Annotated in this window: 14 protein-coding genes and 1 pseudogene; 13 read left to right on the forward strand and 2 right to left on the reverse strand. The window is 56.1% G+C overall.

Going from position 1 to position 18,458, the window contains the following annotated elements:
* Positions 1–15 precede the first annotated feature (15 nt).
* Both FB472_RS07960 and FB472_RS07965 read left to right on the forward strand, forming a co-directional pair.
* The gene (locus tag FB472_RS07960; RefSeq protein WP_141990453.1) at positions 16–1,152 is read left to right on the forward strand and encodes an alpha/beta hydrolase family protein; all 1,137 of its coding nucleotides are present in this window, start codon (positions 16–18) and stop codon (positions 1,150–1,152) included.
* Positions 1,153–1,342: 190 nt separating this feature from the next.
* Positions 1,343–2,797, forward strand: coding sequence for an aldehyde dehydrogenase family protein (locus tag FB472_RS07965; protein WP_141990454.1), 1,455 nt, complete (start codon positions 1,343–1,345; stop codon positions 2,795–2,797).
* Between the two features lie 71 nt (positions 2,798–2,868).
* On the opposite strand, the pseudogene FB472_RS07970 reads toward FB472_RS07965, so the two are convergent.
* Positions 2,869–3,936: pseudogene (locus FB472_RS07970) on the reverse strand (IS30 family transposase).
* A 182-nt stretch (positions 3,937–4,118) separates the two neighbouring features.
* Between FB472_RS07970 and FB472_RS07980 the strand changes: the two are divergent.
* The 9 genes from FB472_RS07980 (at position 4,119) to FB472_RS08020 (ending at position 14,841) form a co-directional block, all read left to right on the forward strand.
* Positions 4,119–5,165, forward strand: coding sequence for an amidohydrolase family protein (locus FB472_RS07980; protein ID WP_215730414.1), 1,047 nt, complete (start codon positions 4,119–4,121; stop codon positions 5,163–5,165).
* A 315-nt stretch (positions 5,166–5,480) separates the two neighbouring features.
* Complete coding sequence (dctP, locus tag FB472_RS07985; RefSeq protein ID WP_170192058.1) at positions 5,481–6,467, forward strand: TRAP transporter substrate-binding protein DctP; 987 nt, start codon at positions 5,481–5,483, stop codon at positions 6,465–6,467.
* A gap of 295 nt (positions 6,468–6,762) precedes the next feature.
* Positions 6,763–7,887, forward strand: a complete 1,125-nt coding sequence (locus FB472_RS07990; protein ID WP_141990458.1) for an acyl-CoA dehydrogenase family protein — start codon at positions 6,763–6,765, stop codon at positions 7,885–7,887.
* A gap of 21 nt (positions 7,888–7,908) precedes the next feature.
* The gene (locus FB472_RS07995; RefSeq protein ID WP_141990459.1) at positions 7,909–8,685 is read left to right on the forward strand and encodes a crotonase/enoyl-CoA hydratase family protein; all 777 of its coding nucleotides are present in this window, start codon (positions 7,909–7,911) and stop codon (positions 8,683–8,685) included.
* 1 nt (position 8,686) lies between these two features.
* Positions 8,687–9,616 (forward strand): 3-hydroxyacyl-CoA dehydrogenase NAD-binding domain-containing protein, encoded by a 930-nt coding sequence (locus FB472_RS08000; protein ID WP_215730415.1) that lies wholly within the window; start codon positions 8,687–8,689, stop codon positions 9,614–9,616.
* 64 nt (positions 9,617–9,680) lie between these two features.
* Positions 9,681–11,204 carry an acyl-CoA synthetase gene (locus FB472_RS08005; protein WP_141990461.1) on the forward strand — a complete coding sequence of 508 codons (1,524 nt, stop codon included), beginning with the start codon at positions 9,681–9,683 and terminating at the stop codon, positions 11,202–11,204.
* A gap of 798 nt (positions 11,205–12,002) precedes the next feature.
* The gene (locus tag FB472_RS08010; protein WP_170192059.1) at positions 12,003–13,046 is read left to right on the forward strand and encodes a TRAP transporter substrate-binding protein; all 1,044 of its coding nucleotides are present in this window, start codon (positions 12,003–12,005) and stop codon (positions 13,044–13,046) included.
* Entirely contained in the window at positions 13,043–13,555 is a 513-nt protein-coding gene (locus tag FB472_RS08015; RefSeq protein WP_141990463.1) for a TRAP transporter small permease, read from the forward strand. The genes FB472_RS08010 and FB472_RS08015 overlap by 4 nt, the downstream gene beginning before the upstream one ends.
* Positions 13,552–14,841 carry a TRAP transporter large permease gene (locus tag FB472_RS08020; RefSeq protein ID WP_141990464.1) on the forward strand — a complete coding sequence of 430 codons (1,290 nt, stop codon included), beginning with the start codon at positions 13,552–13,554 and terminating at the stop codon, positions 14,839–14,841. The genes FB472_RS08015 and FB472_RS08020 overlap by 4 nt, the downstream gene beginning before the upstream one ends.
* Positions 14,842–14,912: 71 nt before the next feature.
* Here FB472_RS08020 and FB472_RS08025 read toward each other — a convergent pair whose 3' ends face one another.
* Positions 14,913–15,989 carry a LuxR C-terminal-related transcriptional regulator gene (locus FB472_RS08025; protein WP_141990465.1) on the reverse strand — a complete coding sequence of 359 codons (1,077 nt, stop codon included), beginning with the start codon at positions 15,987–15,989 and terminating at the stop codon, positions 14,913–14,915.
* A 328-nt stretch (positions 15,990–16,317) separates the two neighbouring features.
* Between FB472_RS08025 and FB472_RS08030 the strand changes: the two genes are divergently transcribed.
* Positions 16,318–17,283 (forward strand): amidase, encoded by a 966-nt coding sequence (locus FB472_RS08030; protein ID WP_141990466.1) that lies wholly within the window; start codon positions 16,318–16,320, stop codon positions 17,281–17,283.
* 408 nt (positions 17,284–17,691) lie between these two features.
* Positions 17,692–18,387: an ATP-binding cassette domain-containing protein gene (locus tag FB472_RS08035; RefSeq protein ID WP_141990467.1), complete on the forward strand. Its 696-nt coding sequence runs from the start codon at positions 17,692–17,694 to the stop codon at positions 18,385–18,387.
* Positions 18,388–18,458 lie beyond the last annotated feature (71 nt).

Genomic DNA, 18,458 nt, shown 5'->3' on the forward strand with positions numbered 1-18,458 from the left:
TGAAGGAGATAGAAAATGTCTACTAGCAACAACGGCGACGCATTATCGCTTATCGAGCTATTCCCCCAAGACGAGGACTGGTCGCTGCAGACCATGCGTCTACTTTCGCAGGTCGCGGTAGGCGGGGCTGACCTCTTTGAGTGCGCTCGCACCGCAGGCCGCATCGGCACTGAGACTACTGACCCTGAGGTTTGGGAACGTGAGTGGACCCGCACTGCTACGGATGTCGCTGCAGAAGGCAATGCGGCACTCGAGCGTGGCGAGCACACGACAGCCCGTCGGGCGTTCCACCGGTCAATGAGCTACTGGCGTCACTCGGAGTTCTTCCTTGACTCGTTCGACCCTCGCCGTACTGTGGCGTACATGGAGGGCACCAAGAACTTCAAGAAGGCGGCAGAACTCTCGGGTGGCCTGATTGAACCAATCGCCGTTCCTTTCGAAGGAAAGGAAATGGAGGGCTACATTGTGCGCCCGGATAACTCCGGTGAAGCTCGCCCCACAGTGTTGTTCCTTGGCGGAGCGGATTCCTGGGCCGAAGAACTGTATTCGCTCGGCGGCACCGAATTTCCGGCGCGGGGAATGAACGTCGTGATGGTGGATACTCCGGGTCGCGGAAGCTCGTTGCGGTTCAAAGAGATGTATAGCCGCCCCGACTATGAGGTACCGGTTGCCGCGATCCTCGATTTCCTTGAGAAACGAAGCGATGTCGATGCAGATCGTTTCGGTCTCGCTGGAGTGAGTTTCGGCGGATACTACGCGCCACGGGCCGCGGCCTTCGAGCCACGCATTAAAGCGGTTGCTGCCTGGTGTGGCACGTGGAGCATCTTGACGGACTTTTACGAGTTCTACCCACCGCTGCAGAAGCAGTTGCAGTGGTTGACTGGCTCGAAGGATGACGCCGAGGCACGCGCCAAGCTCGCCGAGTTCACGCTCGACGGCATTGCCGACAAGCTGAAGATCCCCGTCTACGTAATGCACGGCACCGCCGACATCATTATGGACATCAAGGGAGCGGATCGCTTTGTCGAGGCGCTGACTTCTGACGATGTCACGGTAGATATTTATGACGGAGCCGGTTCGCTGCACTGCAGCTATGACTACATGTCAGTAGCTGGCGCACGACTGGGCGACTGGTTCCTGCACCGTATCTAGAGCAGTGAGGTGAGGCTGTGGCGGGTGTGATTACCCGACACAGCCTCGACCCCTATTGTGCTGAAATCGCGCACGTCGCGCACACCGCTGGCCTAACCCGCCGGCTTGTATGGCCAATTGACTGGAGCAGTCGCTGGGCACCCGGTGATTGATTCCGCAGATCTTGCTGACACACGAAGGGTCGTTTTTGATGGATCTCACAAAACTGACGAAGCAGTACATCGGTGGCCACTGGCGTGACGGGACCGCCAGCAAGCAATTGGTGGTCAGCAACCCCTTCAATGACGAGGCAATCGGAACATTCTCCATCGCCTCCAAGCAGGACATCGACGAAGCGTACGAGGCGGCGAAGGCTGCCCAGCCAGCGTGGGAGCTAATGACGGCTTATGCTCGTCGCGGCGTGTTTGAGAAGGCCGCTGAGATTGTGTTGCGCCGGCACGACGAGATCGCTGACCTGATCATCAAGGAGGTCGGAGGCACTGCGCTCAAGGCTGCTTTCGAGATCGGCCTGGTTGTGGAAGCGATCAAGGACGCCAGTACAACGGCTTTTAAAATCTACGGCAGCATCATTCCGTCTCCGGTGCCCGACACGGAGAACTTTGTTTACCGCAAGGCTCTTGGCGTTGTTGGCATCATCAGTCCATTCAACTTCCCGTTCTTTCTCGGCCTCAAGCCTGTTGTGGCGGCACTATCAACTGGCAACGGTGTGGTCTTGAAACCGCACGAAGAGACTCCGATCACCGGCGGAACGCTCTTGGCTGAGATTTTTGAAGAGGCCGGTCTGCCCGCGGGGCTTTTCAATGTCACGGTAACCGAGATTCCTGAGATCGGAGACTACTTTCTTGAGCACCCGATCCCCCGTGCCCACGTATTCACCGGTTCTGCCCCTGTTGGGCGACACGTAGCCGAGGTCTGTGCTCGCAACTTCAAAAAAGTGATTCTCGAGCTGGGCGGCAATAACGTCTTTATCGTGCGTGAGGATGCCGATATTGACTACGCGGTCGAGTCGGCAGTGTTTAGTCGCTTCACTCACCAGGGCCAGATTTGTATGTCAGCGAATAAAGTTCTGGTGCATTCTGCGGTCGCCCACGAGTTCCGCGAGAAGTTTGTGAAAAAGGTGTCGTCGCTGAAGACTGGCGATCCCGCGGATCCCTCCACGATCATTGGGCCGCTCATTAACCAGCGTGAAGTTCAGAACCTCCAGACTCGCATTGACGCCGCTCTCGCAAATGGGGCTACGGCACTGTTCCGGGGAGAAACCGTCGGCAACGTCCTCGGCCCGGTTGTGCTCGACAATGTCAGCATGTCGGATGCTGTGGCTCAGGATGAACTCTTCGGCCCGGTGATCGTCTTCATGGAGTTCGATTCGGATGATGAGGCGATCGAGATCGCGAACAGCACCAATTACGGTCTCAGTGGCGCGCTTCACACCCGTGATTTAGCCAAGGGTATGCAAATGGCACGCCGAATCGATACCGGGATGGTGCATATCAACGATTCAACGATTGCTGATGAGCCACTCGTGCCGTTCGGCGGGGAGAAGCACTCCGGTATGGGGCGACTGAGCGGCCAGGCAACAATCGACGAACTCACTACCCAGCAGTGGATCTCCGTTAATCACGGCCAGACTCGCTACCCCTACTAACGGTCACAATTGTCGCGAGTTCAGTTCAACTGTTTCCAAGGACCGCAATGCCGTGGGTGATAGCCCGGGTTCTAGTTCGAAGTGCAACACGGTGTTGTGGTCTGGTTTGAGGATAGTTCTTGGAAGACTTCGTTTGGGGTTGCCCAGCCGAGTATTTTGCGTGGCCGGTTGTTGATCTCGGTGGTGTATTCGTCGAGTTCTGTCTGGGTGAGGTCAGCGAAGCTGGTGCCTTTGGGGAGGTAGCGGCGGATACGACCGTTGAAGTGCTCGTTCGTGCCCCGCTGGTAAGCCGAATATGGGTCAGCGAAATACGTCGGGATGCCGAGGGTGTCAGCAAGTCGGTAGTGGTAGGCGAACTCGCTGCCGTTGTCAGCAGTCACCGATCTGGCGGCGTGGGCGGGAATGGAGGTGAAGATTGTTAGTTGCGCATCTAGTGTGGCTTGCGCGGTGATCGCGGTGATCGCGGGGATCGTCACCGCGATGAGGTGCTGGGATTGGCGTTCCACGTTGGTGTGCAGACCGCCGGTGCCGTGGGCCCCAAGGAAATTGTCAGCTTCCCAATGCCCGAACTGGTCACGGTCCTCGATCCCAGCGGGACGAGCATGGATTGAGGTACGCCACTTGATCCGCTGGGAATGCACTCGTCTGCCCTGTCGCTTCCTGCGTTTGCGGTGCCCACGGGTCAAATATTGCCGAAGTTGACGGTGTGATTGTGCTGGCAGATAGATCCATGAATACACCGTCTCTGCACTGACTCGCATCCGTAGATCGTCAGGGAACTCGGAGGGTAAACGGCCCGCGGTCTCCTGGGGTGTCCACCGGAGACGCAACGCTGAAATCACCCAGTCCACCAGCTGGTCCTAGCCCATCCGGTATGGCTGATGCGAACGGGCTCTGCGCGTGTCTGCCTGGAGTTGGGCCTGAGTCCCGAGGTAGAGACGTTGATGTGGGCCACGTGTGTCGAGCCTGTTGCGCAGGTACGGACGCAAGTTCGCATGATAATGTTCTGGCTGCCACGAACCGCGCCGTAGCTCGCGGGTGATCGTGGAACGGTGAACCCCTAAACGGCGAGCAATCGCCGACCGACTGACACCACCTTCCCAGAGGCGTTGGACCTCGAAGCGGTCATCGATCATCAAATGTCTGTAATGTGCGGTCAAGGAAGTGCAACCCTTCTCGGAGTGATCTCAATAACCACAACTTAGACGGTGTTGCACTTCCGCTTAGAACTCGGGTAAGTTTTACAGACTATCGATTAACGAAGACTCGCGCGGGGATTATGGCTCCGAAATGGCCTCTTCTGCGCACCGCGGCAGGGTTCGTGTTTGGCGCGACCACCGAGAAGAGGCAGCCAACTCATGAAAATGTTCAACGCGTCAATCCTCCGGATCGCACAATATCGTCCGTGCCGATCGATCGTCTCAGAGGCGGGATGGGATCTTACTTGAGCACCGAGACCAACCCCCAATTGACAGCAACCGCTGAACAGGATACGGGTCCGATCGCCCCGGAAGACATTGTCGCCATTGACTTCCACACGCATGTCTTGCGTGCGACATCCGGCATGGTCGGACCGTCGGCGCATGAGGAATCACTGAGAGCGCTTTTCGGATTCGGAGAGTTGCCTGACCTCCGTCAGATGGCGCGCGAGTACCGGGCGCGCCGCATGGCCTTCGTTGTCTTCGATGTCGATGACTTTGCCTCGACCGGCCAAGAGAAGGCCGTCAGTGATCGTGAGATTGCGCGCATCGCCCTTGAGTTTCCGGACGTCATCATTCCTTTCGGTTCTGTTGATCCCAATCGAGGCGCACAGGCGGTGGTGGAAGCCGCAGAACTCGTCGACGAGCACAATATTCGGGGTTTCAAATTCCATCCGACACAACAACGGTTTTACCCGTCTGACAAAGAGTTCTATCCACTTTACGAGGAACTCGAAAGCCGGGGCGTGCCTGCTTTGTTCCACAGCGGCGTGACCGGTGTAGGTCGAGGCGAACCAGGCGGTGCCGGGATGCGGTTGAAGTACTCGAACCCGATCTATCTCGACGATATTGCGGTGGATTTTCCTGCCCTGAAGATCGTTATCGCGCACCCCTCGTTTCCTTGGCAGGATGAAGCGATTGCGATTGCACAACACAAACCGAACGTCTTTATTGACCTTTCTGGGTGGTCACCAAAATACTTCCCAGAGAACCTGATCAAACAGATTAATGGTCCGCTTAGCGGAAAGGTGCTGTTCGGTTCTGACTATCCAGCGCTAACGCCGGAGCGATGGATGACTGACTTCGAGGCGCTCTCCATCAAAGACGCAATTCGACCATTGGTATATCGCAGGAACGCTGAAAAACTGCTCGGCTGGCCCGAGAACTAAGCCCTGCCACACACATCCCATGACAAGAGCGCTACGGTCCTCGGGCTGACCGGCGTTTTCCCCTTATCGATCTGAGGCCGCTGCCCGATTCGACCGCGGCCAGGTGAAACTAGAGCGAGAAGCCACGGACGGCATCGTTATCTTCACCAGCCAAACATTACCCAAACGGGTACTTCTGTCTGCTTAGCCCGACGATATCCTAGCGGGTAACCTCGCAACGTCGCGAATTATAGAGATAGGGAAACACGGGACATGACATTGATACTTAAACGCAGAATTACTCTGGCTCTGGCAATTGTAGCTGTAGGAAGTTTGATGGGTTGCTCAGTCAGTGGTGGCGCTGACCAGGGGAACGAAGAATCAGTCACGCTTAAGTACGCGTTTTATGCGCCAGCGGGAACCCACGCAGGTCAGCAGGCAGAAAAATGGGCTGAAGAATTGGATGACCGGACCTCCGGAAATGCGACCGTCGAGCTGTTCCTCGGAGGCACACTGCTCGGCGCCAACGATATTTTCGATGGCGTCAAGAACGGACTGGTGGACGTTGGTCTAGATAGTCCTCACAACGATGAAGGTCGCTTCCCGTTTACCTCGGTGATGGCTCTCCCTTTGGATATTCCTGACACCGTGGTTGGTAGTGCGGTCTTGTACGACCTGATCGAAGAGTTCGAGCCCGCGGAATATGAAGGCTTCCACATCATCACAGCGTTCACTGCCGAGCCGGCTTTCGTTCAGACCATCGACAAGGTTGAAACAGCTGAGGATCTTGCGGGGATGCAACTGCGTGTTAATGGCGCAACCAACGTTGCACTCATGGAAGGGTTTGGGGCGGTCCCGGTAGGCATGCCGATCACCGAGGTTGCTCAAGCGCTCCAAACGAATGTGGTCGATGGCTATGTGTCATCTCGTGACGTTCTTCGCGACTTCGGACTCGCCGAGGCCATCAATTATTACGTGGATTACCCCGTCGGGCTCGCCGGCACGTTCGTCGCTGTCATGACCGAAGATCGCTATGCAGCGTTGTCCGACGATGTTAAAGCGACGATCGATGAGCTGAAACCCGAAATGCGGGATTTTGCCGCGAAATATCAAGACACTCAGAGCGTTGGTCAGGCTCTCAAGTGGAGTGTTGACGAGTACGGGCTCGAGACCATTGAGCTCAGCGAAAGCCAGGTTCCTATCTGGGATAAGAAAGCTGAGGCTGCGGTGACGAGCTGGTTGAGTGCTCATGCAGATGCTGATTTCGATGCTCAAGCCGTTTTAGAGCGCGCGAGAGAACTCATCGCGCAGTACAGCAACTAGCTCGACGAGAAGCTTGGCCGTACTTACCCGTAAGTGATGACCAGCGTCACCACACGTGGATGGCCCGAGCTGATTAACCAGGTGATGCAACTAGTGGGCGATTACAGCCCCACTAGTTGCATCACCAACGAATGTCGTCAACGTCACGACCACGCCCCCGTTGGCTAAACAATCTCAGCATTCGCAACCGGTCGCTTAGTGGCACTCGAAGTGCACGAGTGGCTGATGAACTGGCACCTTCATCGCGCGGATTCTCAATTCTGATTCTAATTACTGAACAAACGAGGAGGTCAGCGTGAAGCGCGATCTTTATACCCCGGAGCAGGAGTCGTTTCGCGCCACGGTCGCTGACTTCATTAGCCGCGCGGTCGTCCCAGAGCTTTCCCGCTGGGAATCGCAAGGATATGTTGATCCTGAATTCTTCCTGCGCGCAGCGGAGCAAGGCCTTCTCGGCAGTGACCCGAGGATAAGCGCCGACTTCCGATTCAGCTCGATTCTCTATGAAGAGCTGGTCGCGGTCGGAGCCACGGGGGTTGCTATGGCAATGGGTGGTTTCAACGACCTTGTTGAACCTTATATCTCCCGTTTTGCAACCACGGAGCAGAAACTGAGGTGGCTTCCGCGGCTTCGCGCGGGCAAGCAGTTGGCAGCACTGGCAATAACTGAGTCGGCGGCCGGAAGTGATTTGCGAGGTATCCGCACCGTCGCGGATCGCGATGGTGATTCCTTCATCGTCAACGGATCGAAGACTCTCATTGGAAGCGCAGGGATCGCCGGAGTTTTTATCGTCCTTGTCGCTACGAGTCCGGGCGAGTTTTCCCTCCTCGTTATCGACAAGGACGCTCCCGGAATAGTGCGGGGGCCGAGCTTAGCCAAGATTGGGCTTCACTCGCAGCAGATGGGAAGTCTCGAGTTTGTGGACGCTCGTGTTCCGGTTTCGAATCTCTTGGGCGAAGAGGGCAAAGCGTTGGACTATCTGCGAACTAATCTGCCGCAGGAACGGCTCGTGGTTGCGTTAATGGCGACGGCCTCGTCAGAGCGGATGCTGCGCCTCGCCCTTGACCAAGCACGAAGCAGGACGATAGCTGGTCGGCCAGTTGGCGAATACCAAGCGAACCTCTTCATGCTCGCAGAGCTGGCAACTCAGGTCGAAGCAGGTCGGGCGTTCATCGATCGGTGCATTCTGGGCTTCGTCAACGACGAGCTCTCGGCGGTGGAAGCAGCGATGGCCAAGTTGTGGGCTACAGAAGCTCAGCAAGATATCGCGACTCGCTCGCTACAAATTCATGGTGGTGCGGGCTATCTCGCGGATCACCCCGCCACTCGTGAGTTTTTGGACGCACGAGCTTCCACTATTTACGCAGGAACCAGCGAGGTAATGAAACACATCGTTGGTAGGGACCTTCTGCGTGACTACTAAACCCCATCATTGGAGAAAAACATGATCGAAACTGTTCACAGCGAGACGCGCGGCACTACGTTGCTCATCACGATTACGCGGGAGGAAAAGCGCAATGCACTCGACATCGGTACGATCTCTGAGATAGCTAGGCTCATCAACGGAGTTGGCTCAGAAGTGCGGGCAGTTGTGCTCACGGCTGCTGGTGATCACTTCAGTGCCGGCCTCGACCTATATGAACTTGTCGACGGCACTGCCTGGGACACCGTGCAGTCTTCCCGAAACTGGCACGAGTACATGAACCAAATCCAGTTTGGACCGGTGCCAGTGATTTCTGCGCTTCATGGCGCTGTAATCGGTGGCGGGCTGGAGCTCGCAGCCTCAACACACATCCGCGTCGCTGATTCCACCGCGTATTATGCCCTGCCAGAGGCAGCTCGCGGACTCTACGTGGGGGGAGGCGGGTCGGCTAGGTTGCCCAAGCTGATTAGCTTGGCGCGGATGACTGACATGATGCTCACCGGCCGTGTTCTTACAGCAGAGGAGGGTCACGCGGCGGGGCTGTCTCAGTACCTTGTGGCTACAGGGAAGGCGCTGGAAACTGCGCTCGAACTGGCTGAGGCTGTCGCGAGGAATACGAAGCTAACGAACTTTGCGGTGAATCACGTGCTTCCGCGGATCAATGATTCTTCTCAGGAGGTCGGGCTGCTAACGGAATCGCTGATGGCGGCATTAGCGAAGACTGACCCTCAAGCCCAAGAACGATTGGCCGAATTCCTCGATGGCCGCTCGGCGCGGGTGCGCCCCACAAATGCATAGCGTGAGCGCGCGGCCTGTCGCTACCGTCGCGGTCGTGGGCACTGGTGTCATCGGCACGAGTTGGGCAGTTCACTTTCTCGCGCAAGGGCTCTCTGTGATCGCGACAGATGTCGCCCCCGGTGCGGAAGAACGGTTTCAGGCCGACCTCGCGAGGCTGTTACCAGTCGTGGAAAATCTTCAGGTCGGTCGAGGTGCATCAACTGAGCGAGTGCGATTCACGCCGGTGCTGGCAGAAGCTGCTGCAGTCGCTGATTTCATTCAAGAGAACACGACTGAGGATCTGACAGCAAAGCAGCGGCTCATCGCGGAGTTGGATGCCGCTGCCGATTTGAACGTGATAATCGCAAGCAGCTCATCCGCGCTTACTCCCTCTAGTTTGCAGGAGTTATGTGCTCGTGCCCCCGAGCGAGTGCTAGTTGCCCACCCGTTCGACCCGCCGCACCTCGTTCCGCTAGTCGAAGTCGTCGGTGGTTCGCAGACAACGGACTCCTACATCGAAGCCGCTATCGACTTCTATCGAAGCGCGGGGAAGTACCCGGTGCGACTTCGCAAAGAGGTACTCGGCCACATCGCGAACCGGCTCCAAGCTGCGCTATGGCGTGAGGCCTACTCGCTGGTCGACAGGGGAGTGGCTTCGGTTGCAGATATCGATGTTGCGATTGCTAGTGGGCCGGGTCTTAGGTGGGCCAGCCATGGACCATTCGTTAACTTGGCGCTTTCGGCAGGCCCGGGAGGAATGGACAGTATGCATAAGCATCTTGGTCCAACCATTTCGGCTCTATGGAACGACCTCGGCGATCCGGGGCTGACCAAAGAACTCGTCGAGCAGATCAACGCCGAGACGACGAAGCTCATTTGTGAGCTCGGCGGTGAACAGGTTCGAGAAGAACGTGATTCCTGGCTAGCTGAATTAGCGAAACGCCGGCTCTGATTCCGAGCGATTGCAATTGGATGCACGACCACTGGGGCGGAAAGTAATTGGGATGGAATTATCAATGTTAGACGAAGGAATTGGCTCGTGGACCGACCGTCGAGCGCGAGTTGACCCGCAAAAGATTGCCATACGTTTTGGAGAAGAAACCTATACGTATGGGCAGTTGCACGACCGCAGTATCCGATTGGCGAATGTTCTCAAGAGTCTCGGCATTGGGCGCGGGGACCGTGTTGCCTACTTGGGGAAAAATCACCCTTCGCTGGCAGAGGCATTGTTCGCTTGTGGAAAGTTGGGTGCAGTCTTCTTGCCCTTAAACACTCGCCTTGCAGCGCCGGAGTACGAGTACATCCTCAACGACGCGGAGCCGAGTGTACTGATTCACGAGTCAGACTTCGAGGAGATCTTGCGCGAGGTCGCTTCTAGCGTGCTTCCGTCTACCCTAATCAGCATCGGGGAATCAGAACATTCCGACTATGAAACACGGCTAAAGGTAGCGTCGAATGACGCGCCTCAGGTTCGCGTGAGACTGGATGATCTCTGCATGATCCAATACACGTCGGGTACGACGGGCCACCCCAAGGGGGTGATGCTTACCCATGGAAACATCACTTGGAACTCGATCAATATGATGATCGACGTTGATTTTTCAAATGACGAAGTAAGTCTCCTGCCGGTGCCAATGTTCCACACAGCGGGGATCAATAACCTCTTCCTAACCACAATTCTCAAGGGAGGGACGGTAGTGATCATGCGCTCGTGGAACACGGAACACGCTATCGACCTAATCGAGAAGCACCGAGTGACCCTCCTACTCGGAGTGCCGACAATATTCCAAGCGCTTGCCGAATCAGCAAGGTGGACAACAGCAGATTTCTCCTCTCTGAGAAGTTTGCCCTGTGGCGCAGCCCCCTTGCCGCTTCCGCTAATCGAACGGTACGCAGAACGTGGTCTGAAATTCCTCCAGGGCTACGGCATGACTGAATCCTCGCCGAATGCCACCTTTTTGCGCGAAGACAAGAGCGTGGAAAAAATCGGCTCAGCTGGCACTCCTTGTTTCTTCTCCGATCTGCGAATTGTCGATACCTCAGGTACGGATGTTGCCGTCGGCGAGCGGGGAGAGATTCTGCTTCAGGGTCCCAACGTGATGTCAGGATACTGGCGGCAAGCTGAGAGTACCCGAAACACGCTTTCCGATGATGGCTGGTTGCGCACCGGAGATATTGCGGAACAAGATGAGCACGGCTTCGTCTTCATAGTTGATCGGATAAAGGACCTGATAATTTCTGGAGGAGAAAATATCTACCCCGCAGAAATTGAAGGTGTTCTGCTGCGGCACCCGGCAATTGCAGATAGCGCGGTCGTTGGGGTATTTGATGCTCGCTGGGGAGAAGCAGGTCACGCTTTCGTTGTATTGCATCCGGGGGCCACAGTTACGTCGGTCGAGCTACACGAGTATGCGCGTTCGAACCTCGCAGGTTATAAGGTTCCCAGGTCTTTTCAGACGATCGGAACTCTGCCGAGAAACGCCACTGGAAAGATCATGAAGGTCATCCTGCGTGGTCTAGCTGATGTGGGTGATGATTGATCACCGGGCACGAGCATGCAGGCTGAGGCGTAGTGGAGAATTTATCCGGGACCGTGGGGTTGAACCTCATGGAGCGTTGCCCATACCGTAGCCAGCCACAAGATGCCCTGCCAGCGCATCGTCAAACAACGCGGCCAGCAGCAACGTAATCGAAGTATCTCATCATTGACGCGGACACAGCTGTGCTAGAACTCAGGCGTGAAAAACTGTTCAGAGTTCGTTCTCGACAGCGTTGGATGTTTCGCATCGTGAGAACTGGGGGTTACCGATCAACGAGGTCGCCTCGACGGCACTCAATTTTAGTTGGAACCATTCAGTTGCGCGCGGGATCAGCTTGTAGGCGTCGTCGATATCTAGACATGATTGAGAATTTGCAAAACCTAGTCAGGCTTCAACGGGAAGATGTGTTCATTCCTCACAGGGGAAGAACATGATAAATCGTCCCTGAGGGCTTACGAGCGAACTTGATATGCCCACGAGTCGGACAGGCGCATCCCATGCACGACCACCACCCACGCGCGTCGTGATGGGGCTTGTCGGAGACGACGATTCCACCCAGTTGGGTGACGCGACCGATGAGTGGTGACTCATAATCTGGTGCAGGGACGAACTAAAAATTTGCTTGATTGTGAAGCAAACCCTACAGGAGAGAATCAGTGATCTCCTACGGATTCGCACCGGTAACACCCTTGCATGTCGCGAGTATCAATAGTGGAATGTCGATCAGTTTGCTCGAAATGGGCGGACTGGGCGTCGTTTCTGTCACGGACATATAAATCTCAACGAAGAGGAAAATTTATGCTCAAGAATAGTCATCGATACATGGGGTTCGCTGCTCTAGTTGCGGGTGCGTTGGTTCTGACCGGCTGTACTGCAGAGGGGGGACAGGCCGCTGGTGATGAACCAATCACCCTGAGTTACGCGTTCTTCGCGCCAGCAGCATCGTTCCCCGCAGTCCAGATGGAAGAATGGGCAAACCAGATCAGTGAGCGGACCGATGGTCAGGTTGAAGTTGAACTGTTCGTGGGTGGCACACTACTCAGCTCAGGGGACATTTTTGACGGAGTCACCGAGGGAGTTGTCGACATCGGTATGGACTCACCCGCGTATGACACTGGTCGGTTCCCGTTCTCTTCTGTGATGAATGTGCCCATCGGAATGGACAGTGCGGAGACGTCATCACGCACTTTCTTGAGCCTTCTCGAAGAGTATGAGCCAGAAGAGTTCGATGGATATGAGATCATTACCGCGTTCACGACAGAGGCGTCGTACCTCCAGACAAAGACCCCCATCCAGTCAGAAGCTGACATTGCGGGTATGTCCCTTCGTGCCGCCGGGGCAAATGTACCGGTGCTTGAAGAACTCAGAGCGGCACCAATCGGCATGTCGATGGCCGAGGTCTCTGAAGCGCTGAACACCGGCGTGATCCAGGGCTACATGTCATCACGTGAGGTGATGAAGGACTTCGGTCTCGCCGAGTCGATCAGGTCTGTAACCAACTACCCCTTTGGAACGTCGAACAGTTTTGTAGCTGTCATGGACAAGGCTCGCTATGACGCCCTGCCAGAAAGCGTAAAGACCGTTATTGCTGAATTGCGCGAAGAAATGATGTTGTTTGCGTCGCAGGGCCACGATGAATCGATCCAAGCTGCGATTGACTTCGCTAAAGATGAACATGGTGTTGAGATCGTAGAAGTCGAAGAAGCCGCGCGGGCCAAGTGGGACAAGATTTTGAACGGACAGGCAGACCAGTGGGTGAAGACGAACGGGGACTCGTATTTCGATGCCGAAGGTGTACTCGCTCGCATGCGAGAACTAGCTGCTGAAAATGCCGCGCGATGACGGGGTTCCTTCCTCGCATAATTCCGGCGATCGCGCGTGTAACCGCCGCGATCGCCGGGGTGGCGTTAATCTCGGCGGTCATATTGCTGGTGAGCGGTATCGTCTTTCGTCTCTTCGGAAACCCCATCGCTGTCACCTACGAGGTGATGGGATTGCTTGCGGTGGTCGTTCTGGGGCTCAGCTTTGGTGATGGACAGGTTGCCAAGGCCCACGTTGCCATTGACTTGTTCACCGCACGTCTTAATAAGCCCGCTCAGCTGATACTTGAAGCCGTAATAACACTCCTTTCGATCGCGACATTCATCGTCGTAATGTATGCACTGTGGGGCTACGGCGTGGGGCAGACGAAGACCGGCACGACCACAGAGCTTCTCAAGGTTCCCACCTGGCCGTGGGTATTTGTCCTCATGTTCGGATTTGGCGTGGTCGTACTGGCGCTCATCCAAGATTTCCTCAAAATAATTCAGGCGTGGATTACCAAGACGCCGCTGGAAGATGAACAAAAATGAGCCCAATGCTTTTAGCCGTGCTCAGCATCGTGGTCCTCCTTGTTCTAATTTTCTTGCGAATGCCGATTTCTTTCGCGCTGTTCGCTGTTGGCTTGAGCGGGATGGTCATATTCGCTGGACCAGGCGCAGCCTTGCAGCTAATCGCTTCTGACATCTACCGTCAGGCCTCGTCGTACAGCATGGTCGTAATCCCCCTGTTCATTTTTATGGGACAGGTGATTTTCAATTCTGGAATGAGTACGAAACTCTTTAACTCGGCCTATAAGTGGTTAGGGCACTTTCCTGGCGGGGTGGCGGCGACCACAATCGCAGCCAGCGCAGCTTTTTCTGCAGTATCAGGTTCCAATGCAGCAGCGACGGCAACGATGGGGGCCATCGCGATACCAGAGATGAAAAAATACGGTTATGACAAGAAGTTTGCGGGCGGCACCGTTGCCATTGGCGGAACGCTAGGTATCCTGATCCCTCCTTCGACCGCGCTAATCATTATCGCGGTTCAGTCGGAGCAGTCGATCACGACGCTGTTCCGGGCGGCTCTATTTCCCGGAGTGCTCGTAGGTACGCTCCTGGTGATAACAGCTCTTGTTGTTGCGTGGAGAAAGCCTGCGCTTGGACCGGTGGGGCCGAAAGCGACATGGGGCGAAAGGTTCCGGTCGCTCGGCGGTACGGTCGAAATCGCGGTGATCTTCGTGTTCGCCGTAGTGGGCATGTTCGTGGGTTGGTTCACGCCAACGGAGGCCGCTGGCGTTGGAGCAGCAGGGGCTGTGCTTATCGCTGTGTTGACGCGTTCTCTCACCTGGGCTGCTTTCCGGCGCTCTGTTACTGAGACTCTGCGGATCAGCGCCTTTGTCGTGCTGCTGGTGGTGGGCGCCGTTGCGTTCGGAAGGTTCTTGACGCTGACACGGATGCCTTTTGAATTGGCCGACTCAGTACAAGCACTGCCTGTGGCTCCCGTCGTTGTTCTCCTAATCGTACTTTTGATTTACCTCCTTGGTGGAGCTTTGATGGACGGCTTGGGTTTCTTGGTTATCAGCATCCCCTTGTTCTTCCCTCTGCTTTCAGCGCTCGGCTACGATCTGGTATGGACCACCATTATCGTTGCGCTCGTGACGACGCTAGGGGCCGTTACCCCTCCTATCGGGGTTAACGCGTTCATCGTGACCGGCATCGACCCAGACATTAGCATTGTCGATACGTTCCGTGGGGTAGCACCATATTTCGTGCCGTACGTGCTGGTAATAGCAGCGTTTATCGTGTGGCCTGGCCTCATACTGTTTGCCGCCTGACGGTAGCCCGGGCTCATAGTGAGCCTGGGCTTTACCGCCGCTAGTTGCGCTGTGTGGTGGCGACAGGCGGGTTAGTTCGTGTGATTGGCGTGGCCTGAAGTCCAGATCAGTTGGATGAGTTCTGCGCGTGAGCTCACGCCAGTTTTCACAAAGATGCGCTTCAAGTGCTGCTTGGTGGTGTTCTCACTGATGAAGGCGCGCCCCGAGATTTGTTTAGTGGTGAGTCCTTCGCTGACGAGCTGGGCGATCTCTTGTTCGCGACGCGTAAGTACGTCCCAGACCGGAAGCTGCCGCGCGGCAGGGCCGTCAGCATAAGGAAAGATAAGAGACACGGCGGTGTCTTCGCTGTCAGAGAGTCGGTAGGACTTCATTACTGCCCTCCGGTTTAGCCTCTCGTCTTCTAGATTGCGGATCGAGACCCTTTTTCCTAAGCCGCGGAACTCACTCATGGCTGTCACGATTGCGTCGGCGGTCGCCCCGGGCAATGGCGAACCTTCCACATCGACCTCGACGCCCCATTCACGCAGCGCGGTGCGGTTTTGGTAGAGCACTTGTCCTTCAAGGGTTGTGACGATTACGGCTTGGCCTAGACGATCAAGTGTCCGCTCCAAGGTAGAAACCCGACGGCCCGTTGTTTCGTGGTGCAGGGCCCGTTCTAGTGCGATTGCCAGCTGTTCACTTACCAGGCTCGCGGTGTGTAGCTCGGCGGAGGAGAATGCCGGAAATTCTGCGGGACGGGCGAGGTTGATTGTCCCAAAGAAGACCCCCGAAACCACTACTGGTGCTTCGAGAGAGTGCGCGAGGCCTCGAAAGCTGAGGGCCTTGCGAGCACCGGATGACTCCCATTGCTCATCGCTAAGCAGTCGCGAGGAGTCAACTGCGCGGCCTTGCTTGAGCACGAACTGGAGAACGGGATCGTCTTGCCGTCCGTACTCTTCGTACAGATCGAGCCAATTGCCGCGAGAGTTGGATCGGGACCTGATCACCGAAAGACTGGCCGTGTCGAGTTCGTAGACGCCATGGGCCGCGGCGGGAATAACTTCGCCTACCGTTTTGAGATAAGCGGTGATAACCTCATCTGTGCTTCCTGCGGAATGAAGCGCGTCAGAGTATTGCCTGTATCGAATATTCACAATTTCGTGAGTCATGATCTCAGCTACCTTCGCCCTAATCCACTACACCGTGGCACTGGATCGGGTGGTGATTTCCGAGCTCAGTGTGACCCAATACTCTACCATCACCGCGATTAAAGGACGCCCCAAAACTGTTGTTGTGACCCAGGGTGGTCCGCAAAGTTACCTAAAGGCAATCTCTGCGAAGATCGTGACTGACGTGCGTAGGTCCGACTTTTAGATGGTGTCGAGCACGGAATTGGATGCGGATCGCCTTTATCGTGCAGCGCTAACGTCTACCTCCGTCCCCCGCGCGAAGAAAGTACCCTTCCAGGTGACCTAGCGTGAGCAATTGACTGACTTAATGAGTCGTATGCCAAAGACGGTAGAACTTTCAGCACGAGACATAGTCGATCGTGTCCGCGCTGGAGAGCTGACGAGAGTTGAAGTGGTTCAGGCGCACTTGGACGTCGTTGCGTCCTCCAATGCGAGCGTGGGGGCCCTTGTGGCAGTCCGAGGTGAAGAAGCGCTTCGAGAAGCTGATGAAGCAGACCGCACCGGCAACTATCGAGGAATTCTCGACGGCGTCCCGATGTCAGTGAAATCTGAGTATGACGTTGCGGGGCTGCCCACTACACATGGCAACAAGAACATGGTCGATGAGATCGCTCGCCAAGACTCGCCCGTAGTCGCTAGGCTACGTGCGCAAGGTGCGATCATCATCGGCAAAGGGAATCAACCCGATTTCGCCATGCGATGGAACACCCACAGCTCTGAGCTGGGATGGACCCGGAACCCCCGCGATTTGAATAAATCAGTGGGCGGATCCTCGGGCGGCGACGCTGCAGCTGTTGCCGCGGGGATGGTTGCTGTCGGGTTCGGCACTGATCTTGCCGGTTCGATTCGTGTACCGGCCGCGTTCTCTCAGATCTACGGGTTGCGTGCCACTCCGGGCCGAATCCCCTATGCGTCGGAGCATCGTGATTCGGTTCGGTCTCCCGCCGTCGAAGCGATGTCATCACAGGGACCCCTCGCGCGGACTGTAGACGACCTGCGCGTCGCTTTCGCCGCTACTGCGGGGGCGAGCGCTCGACACCCCTTCAGCCTTTCCTCACAGCCTTGCGTCGAAGAGACCACGGGTCCCTTGCGCGTGGCCCGAATAGTGCACCAGTCTGGTGCAGACGTTTCTCCGGAGATGGAAGAAAAAGTCGACGAGACTTGCAGGGCACTGGAAGAGGTCGGATACCAAATAGAAGACGCCGAATTCCCCGGGGTGAACTCCTTGCCACAGAACTGCGGCTGCATGTGCTGCCGCAATTGCGCGAAATAATGGACCCGTCTTGCTTCGATCACATCGATAAGCTTTCGCAACTCTGGCCGACAGTTCGAGACACCGAGACCATTCTCAATAGATGGATGGAGTGGGCCCAGCTTCGTCGCGGAATTGTGGCGTGGCCGGAAGACTATCCGCTGGTGGTCTCGCCCGTTACAGGCATGGCAGTTCCTTTGCCTCTTGACTACGATCACTGGGCGTCGACAGAGGAACTGGAGAGGCTCATGGGTCAAATGCGTAACAGTTTGTGGCCTGCATGCCTTGGCCTACCTGCGCTAGCGCTCCCCAATGGAGTGCAGTTGATTGGTGCTCCCCATAACGATGAGGCGCTCTTTGGGCCGGGTCGAGTAGTTCAAGCAACGTTGCCGAAGTGCCTACCCACAATCGTGGGTTAGGGCGGTAGCGATGCAAGCGTTACTAAGTCTTCGAGGGATAGCGAAATCGTTCGGGAAAACGCGGGTTTTGGAAGACGTCCACTTGGACGTCTTTCCAGGGGAGGTTGTCGCTCTTGTTGGAGAGAACGGTTCGGGAAAGTCGACTACATCTCGCATCATTGCCGGGGTTATCCAACCAGATTCCGGTGAGGTCATTATCGATGGTGTGGTGGAACCAATGCTTCGACCAAAGCGAGCCCGAGAGTTGGGGGTTTGCTACGTAAGTCAAGAGCCTGCGTTGGTCCCTACGATGTCTGTGCGTGAGAATCTGGGCCTGCCGGATCTTCGTTGGTGGCGTCGTGCCCGACGGATGAATTGTGCGGATTGGGCATTGGCTGAGGTTGGTTTAGCTTGCGACCCAGACCAAAAGGTCGAAACTCTGTCTGCAGCACAGCAGGCGCAGCTAGAAATCGCTACGGCGTTACTCGCCGAGCCACGACTTCTGGTTTTGGATGAGGTGACGACACGTATGCCGGACCCTTCAGTACTTCTCGCCCTTCTTGAACGTCTGGCAGAGCAGGGTGTCGGTTCAATCCTCATTACCCATCGGTTTAACGAGATTAAAGTTCTGGCGGATCGAGCAGTGGTGTTGCGCGACGGACACATTGTCGGCGATCTCGCCCGCGAGGATGTAACTGATGCTCGTCTAGGCGAGATGATGGTCTGACGAGAGTTTGCACTTCTGGATCGTGCGCCATCTCAACGTCGAGAAAAAGTTGCGCTTCAAGTCGAGGGGCT

Source organism: Rhodoglobus vestalii, assembly GCF_006788895.1.
Classification (GTDB): Bacteria; Actinomycetota; Actinomycetes; order Actinomycetales; family Microbacteriaceae; genus Rhodoglobus; species Rhodoglobus vestalii.

Excerpts from the sequence above, each read along its gene's own strand:
- FB472_RS07960 (WP_141990453.1), top strand. The coding sequence starts at position 16 with ATGTCTACTAGCAACAACGGCGACGCATTATCGCTTATCGAGCTATTC.
- FB472_RS07965 (WP_141990454.1), top strand. The coding sequence starts at position 1,343 with ATGGATCTCACAAAACTGACGAAGCAGTACATCGGTGGCCACTGGCGT.
- dctP (WP_170192058.1), top strand. The coding sequence starts at position 5,481 with ATGGGTTGCTCAGTCAGTGGTGGCGCTGACCAGGGGAACGAAGAATCA.
- FB472_RS07995 (WP_141990459.1), top strand. The coding sequence starts at position 7,909 with ATGATCGAAACTGTTCACAGCGAGACGCGCGGCACTACGTTGCTCATC.
- FB472_RS08005 (WP_141990461.1), top strand. The coding sequence starts at position 9,681 with ATGTTAGACGAAGGAATTGGCTCGTGGACCGACCGTCGAGCGCGAGTT.
- FB472_RS08010 (WP_170192059.1), top strand. The coding sequence starts at position 12,003 with ATGCTCAAGAATAGTCATCGATACATGGGGTTCGCTGCTCTAGTTGCG.
- FB472_RS08015 (WP_141990463.1), top strand. The coding sequence starts at position 13,043 with ATGACGGGGTTCCTTCCTCGCATAATTCCGGCGATCGCGCGTGTAACC.
- FB472_RS08020 (WP_141990464.1), top strand. The coding sequence starts at position 13,552 with ATGAGCCCAATGCTTTTAGCCGTGCTCAGCATCGTGGTCCTCCTTGTT.
- FB472_RS08025 (WP_141990465.1), bottom strand. The coding sequence starts at position 15,989 with ATGACTCACGAAATTGTGAATATTCGATACAGGCAATACTCTGACGCG.
- FB472_RS08030 (WP_141990466.1), top strand. The coding sequence starts at position 16,318 with ATGAGTCGTATGCCAAAGACGGTAGAACTTTCAGCACGAGACATAGTC.
- FB472_RS08035 (WP_141990467.1), top strand. The coding sequence starts at position 17,692 with ATGCAAGCGTTACTAAGTCTTCGAGGGATAGCGAAATCGTTCGGGAAA.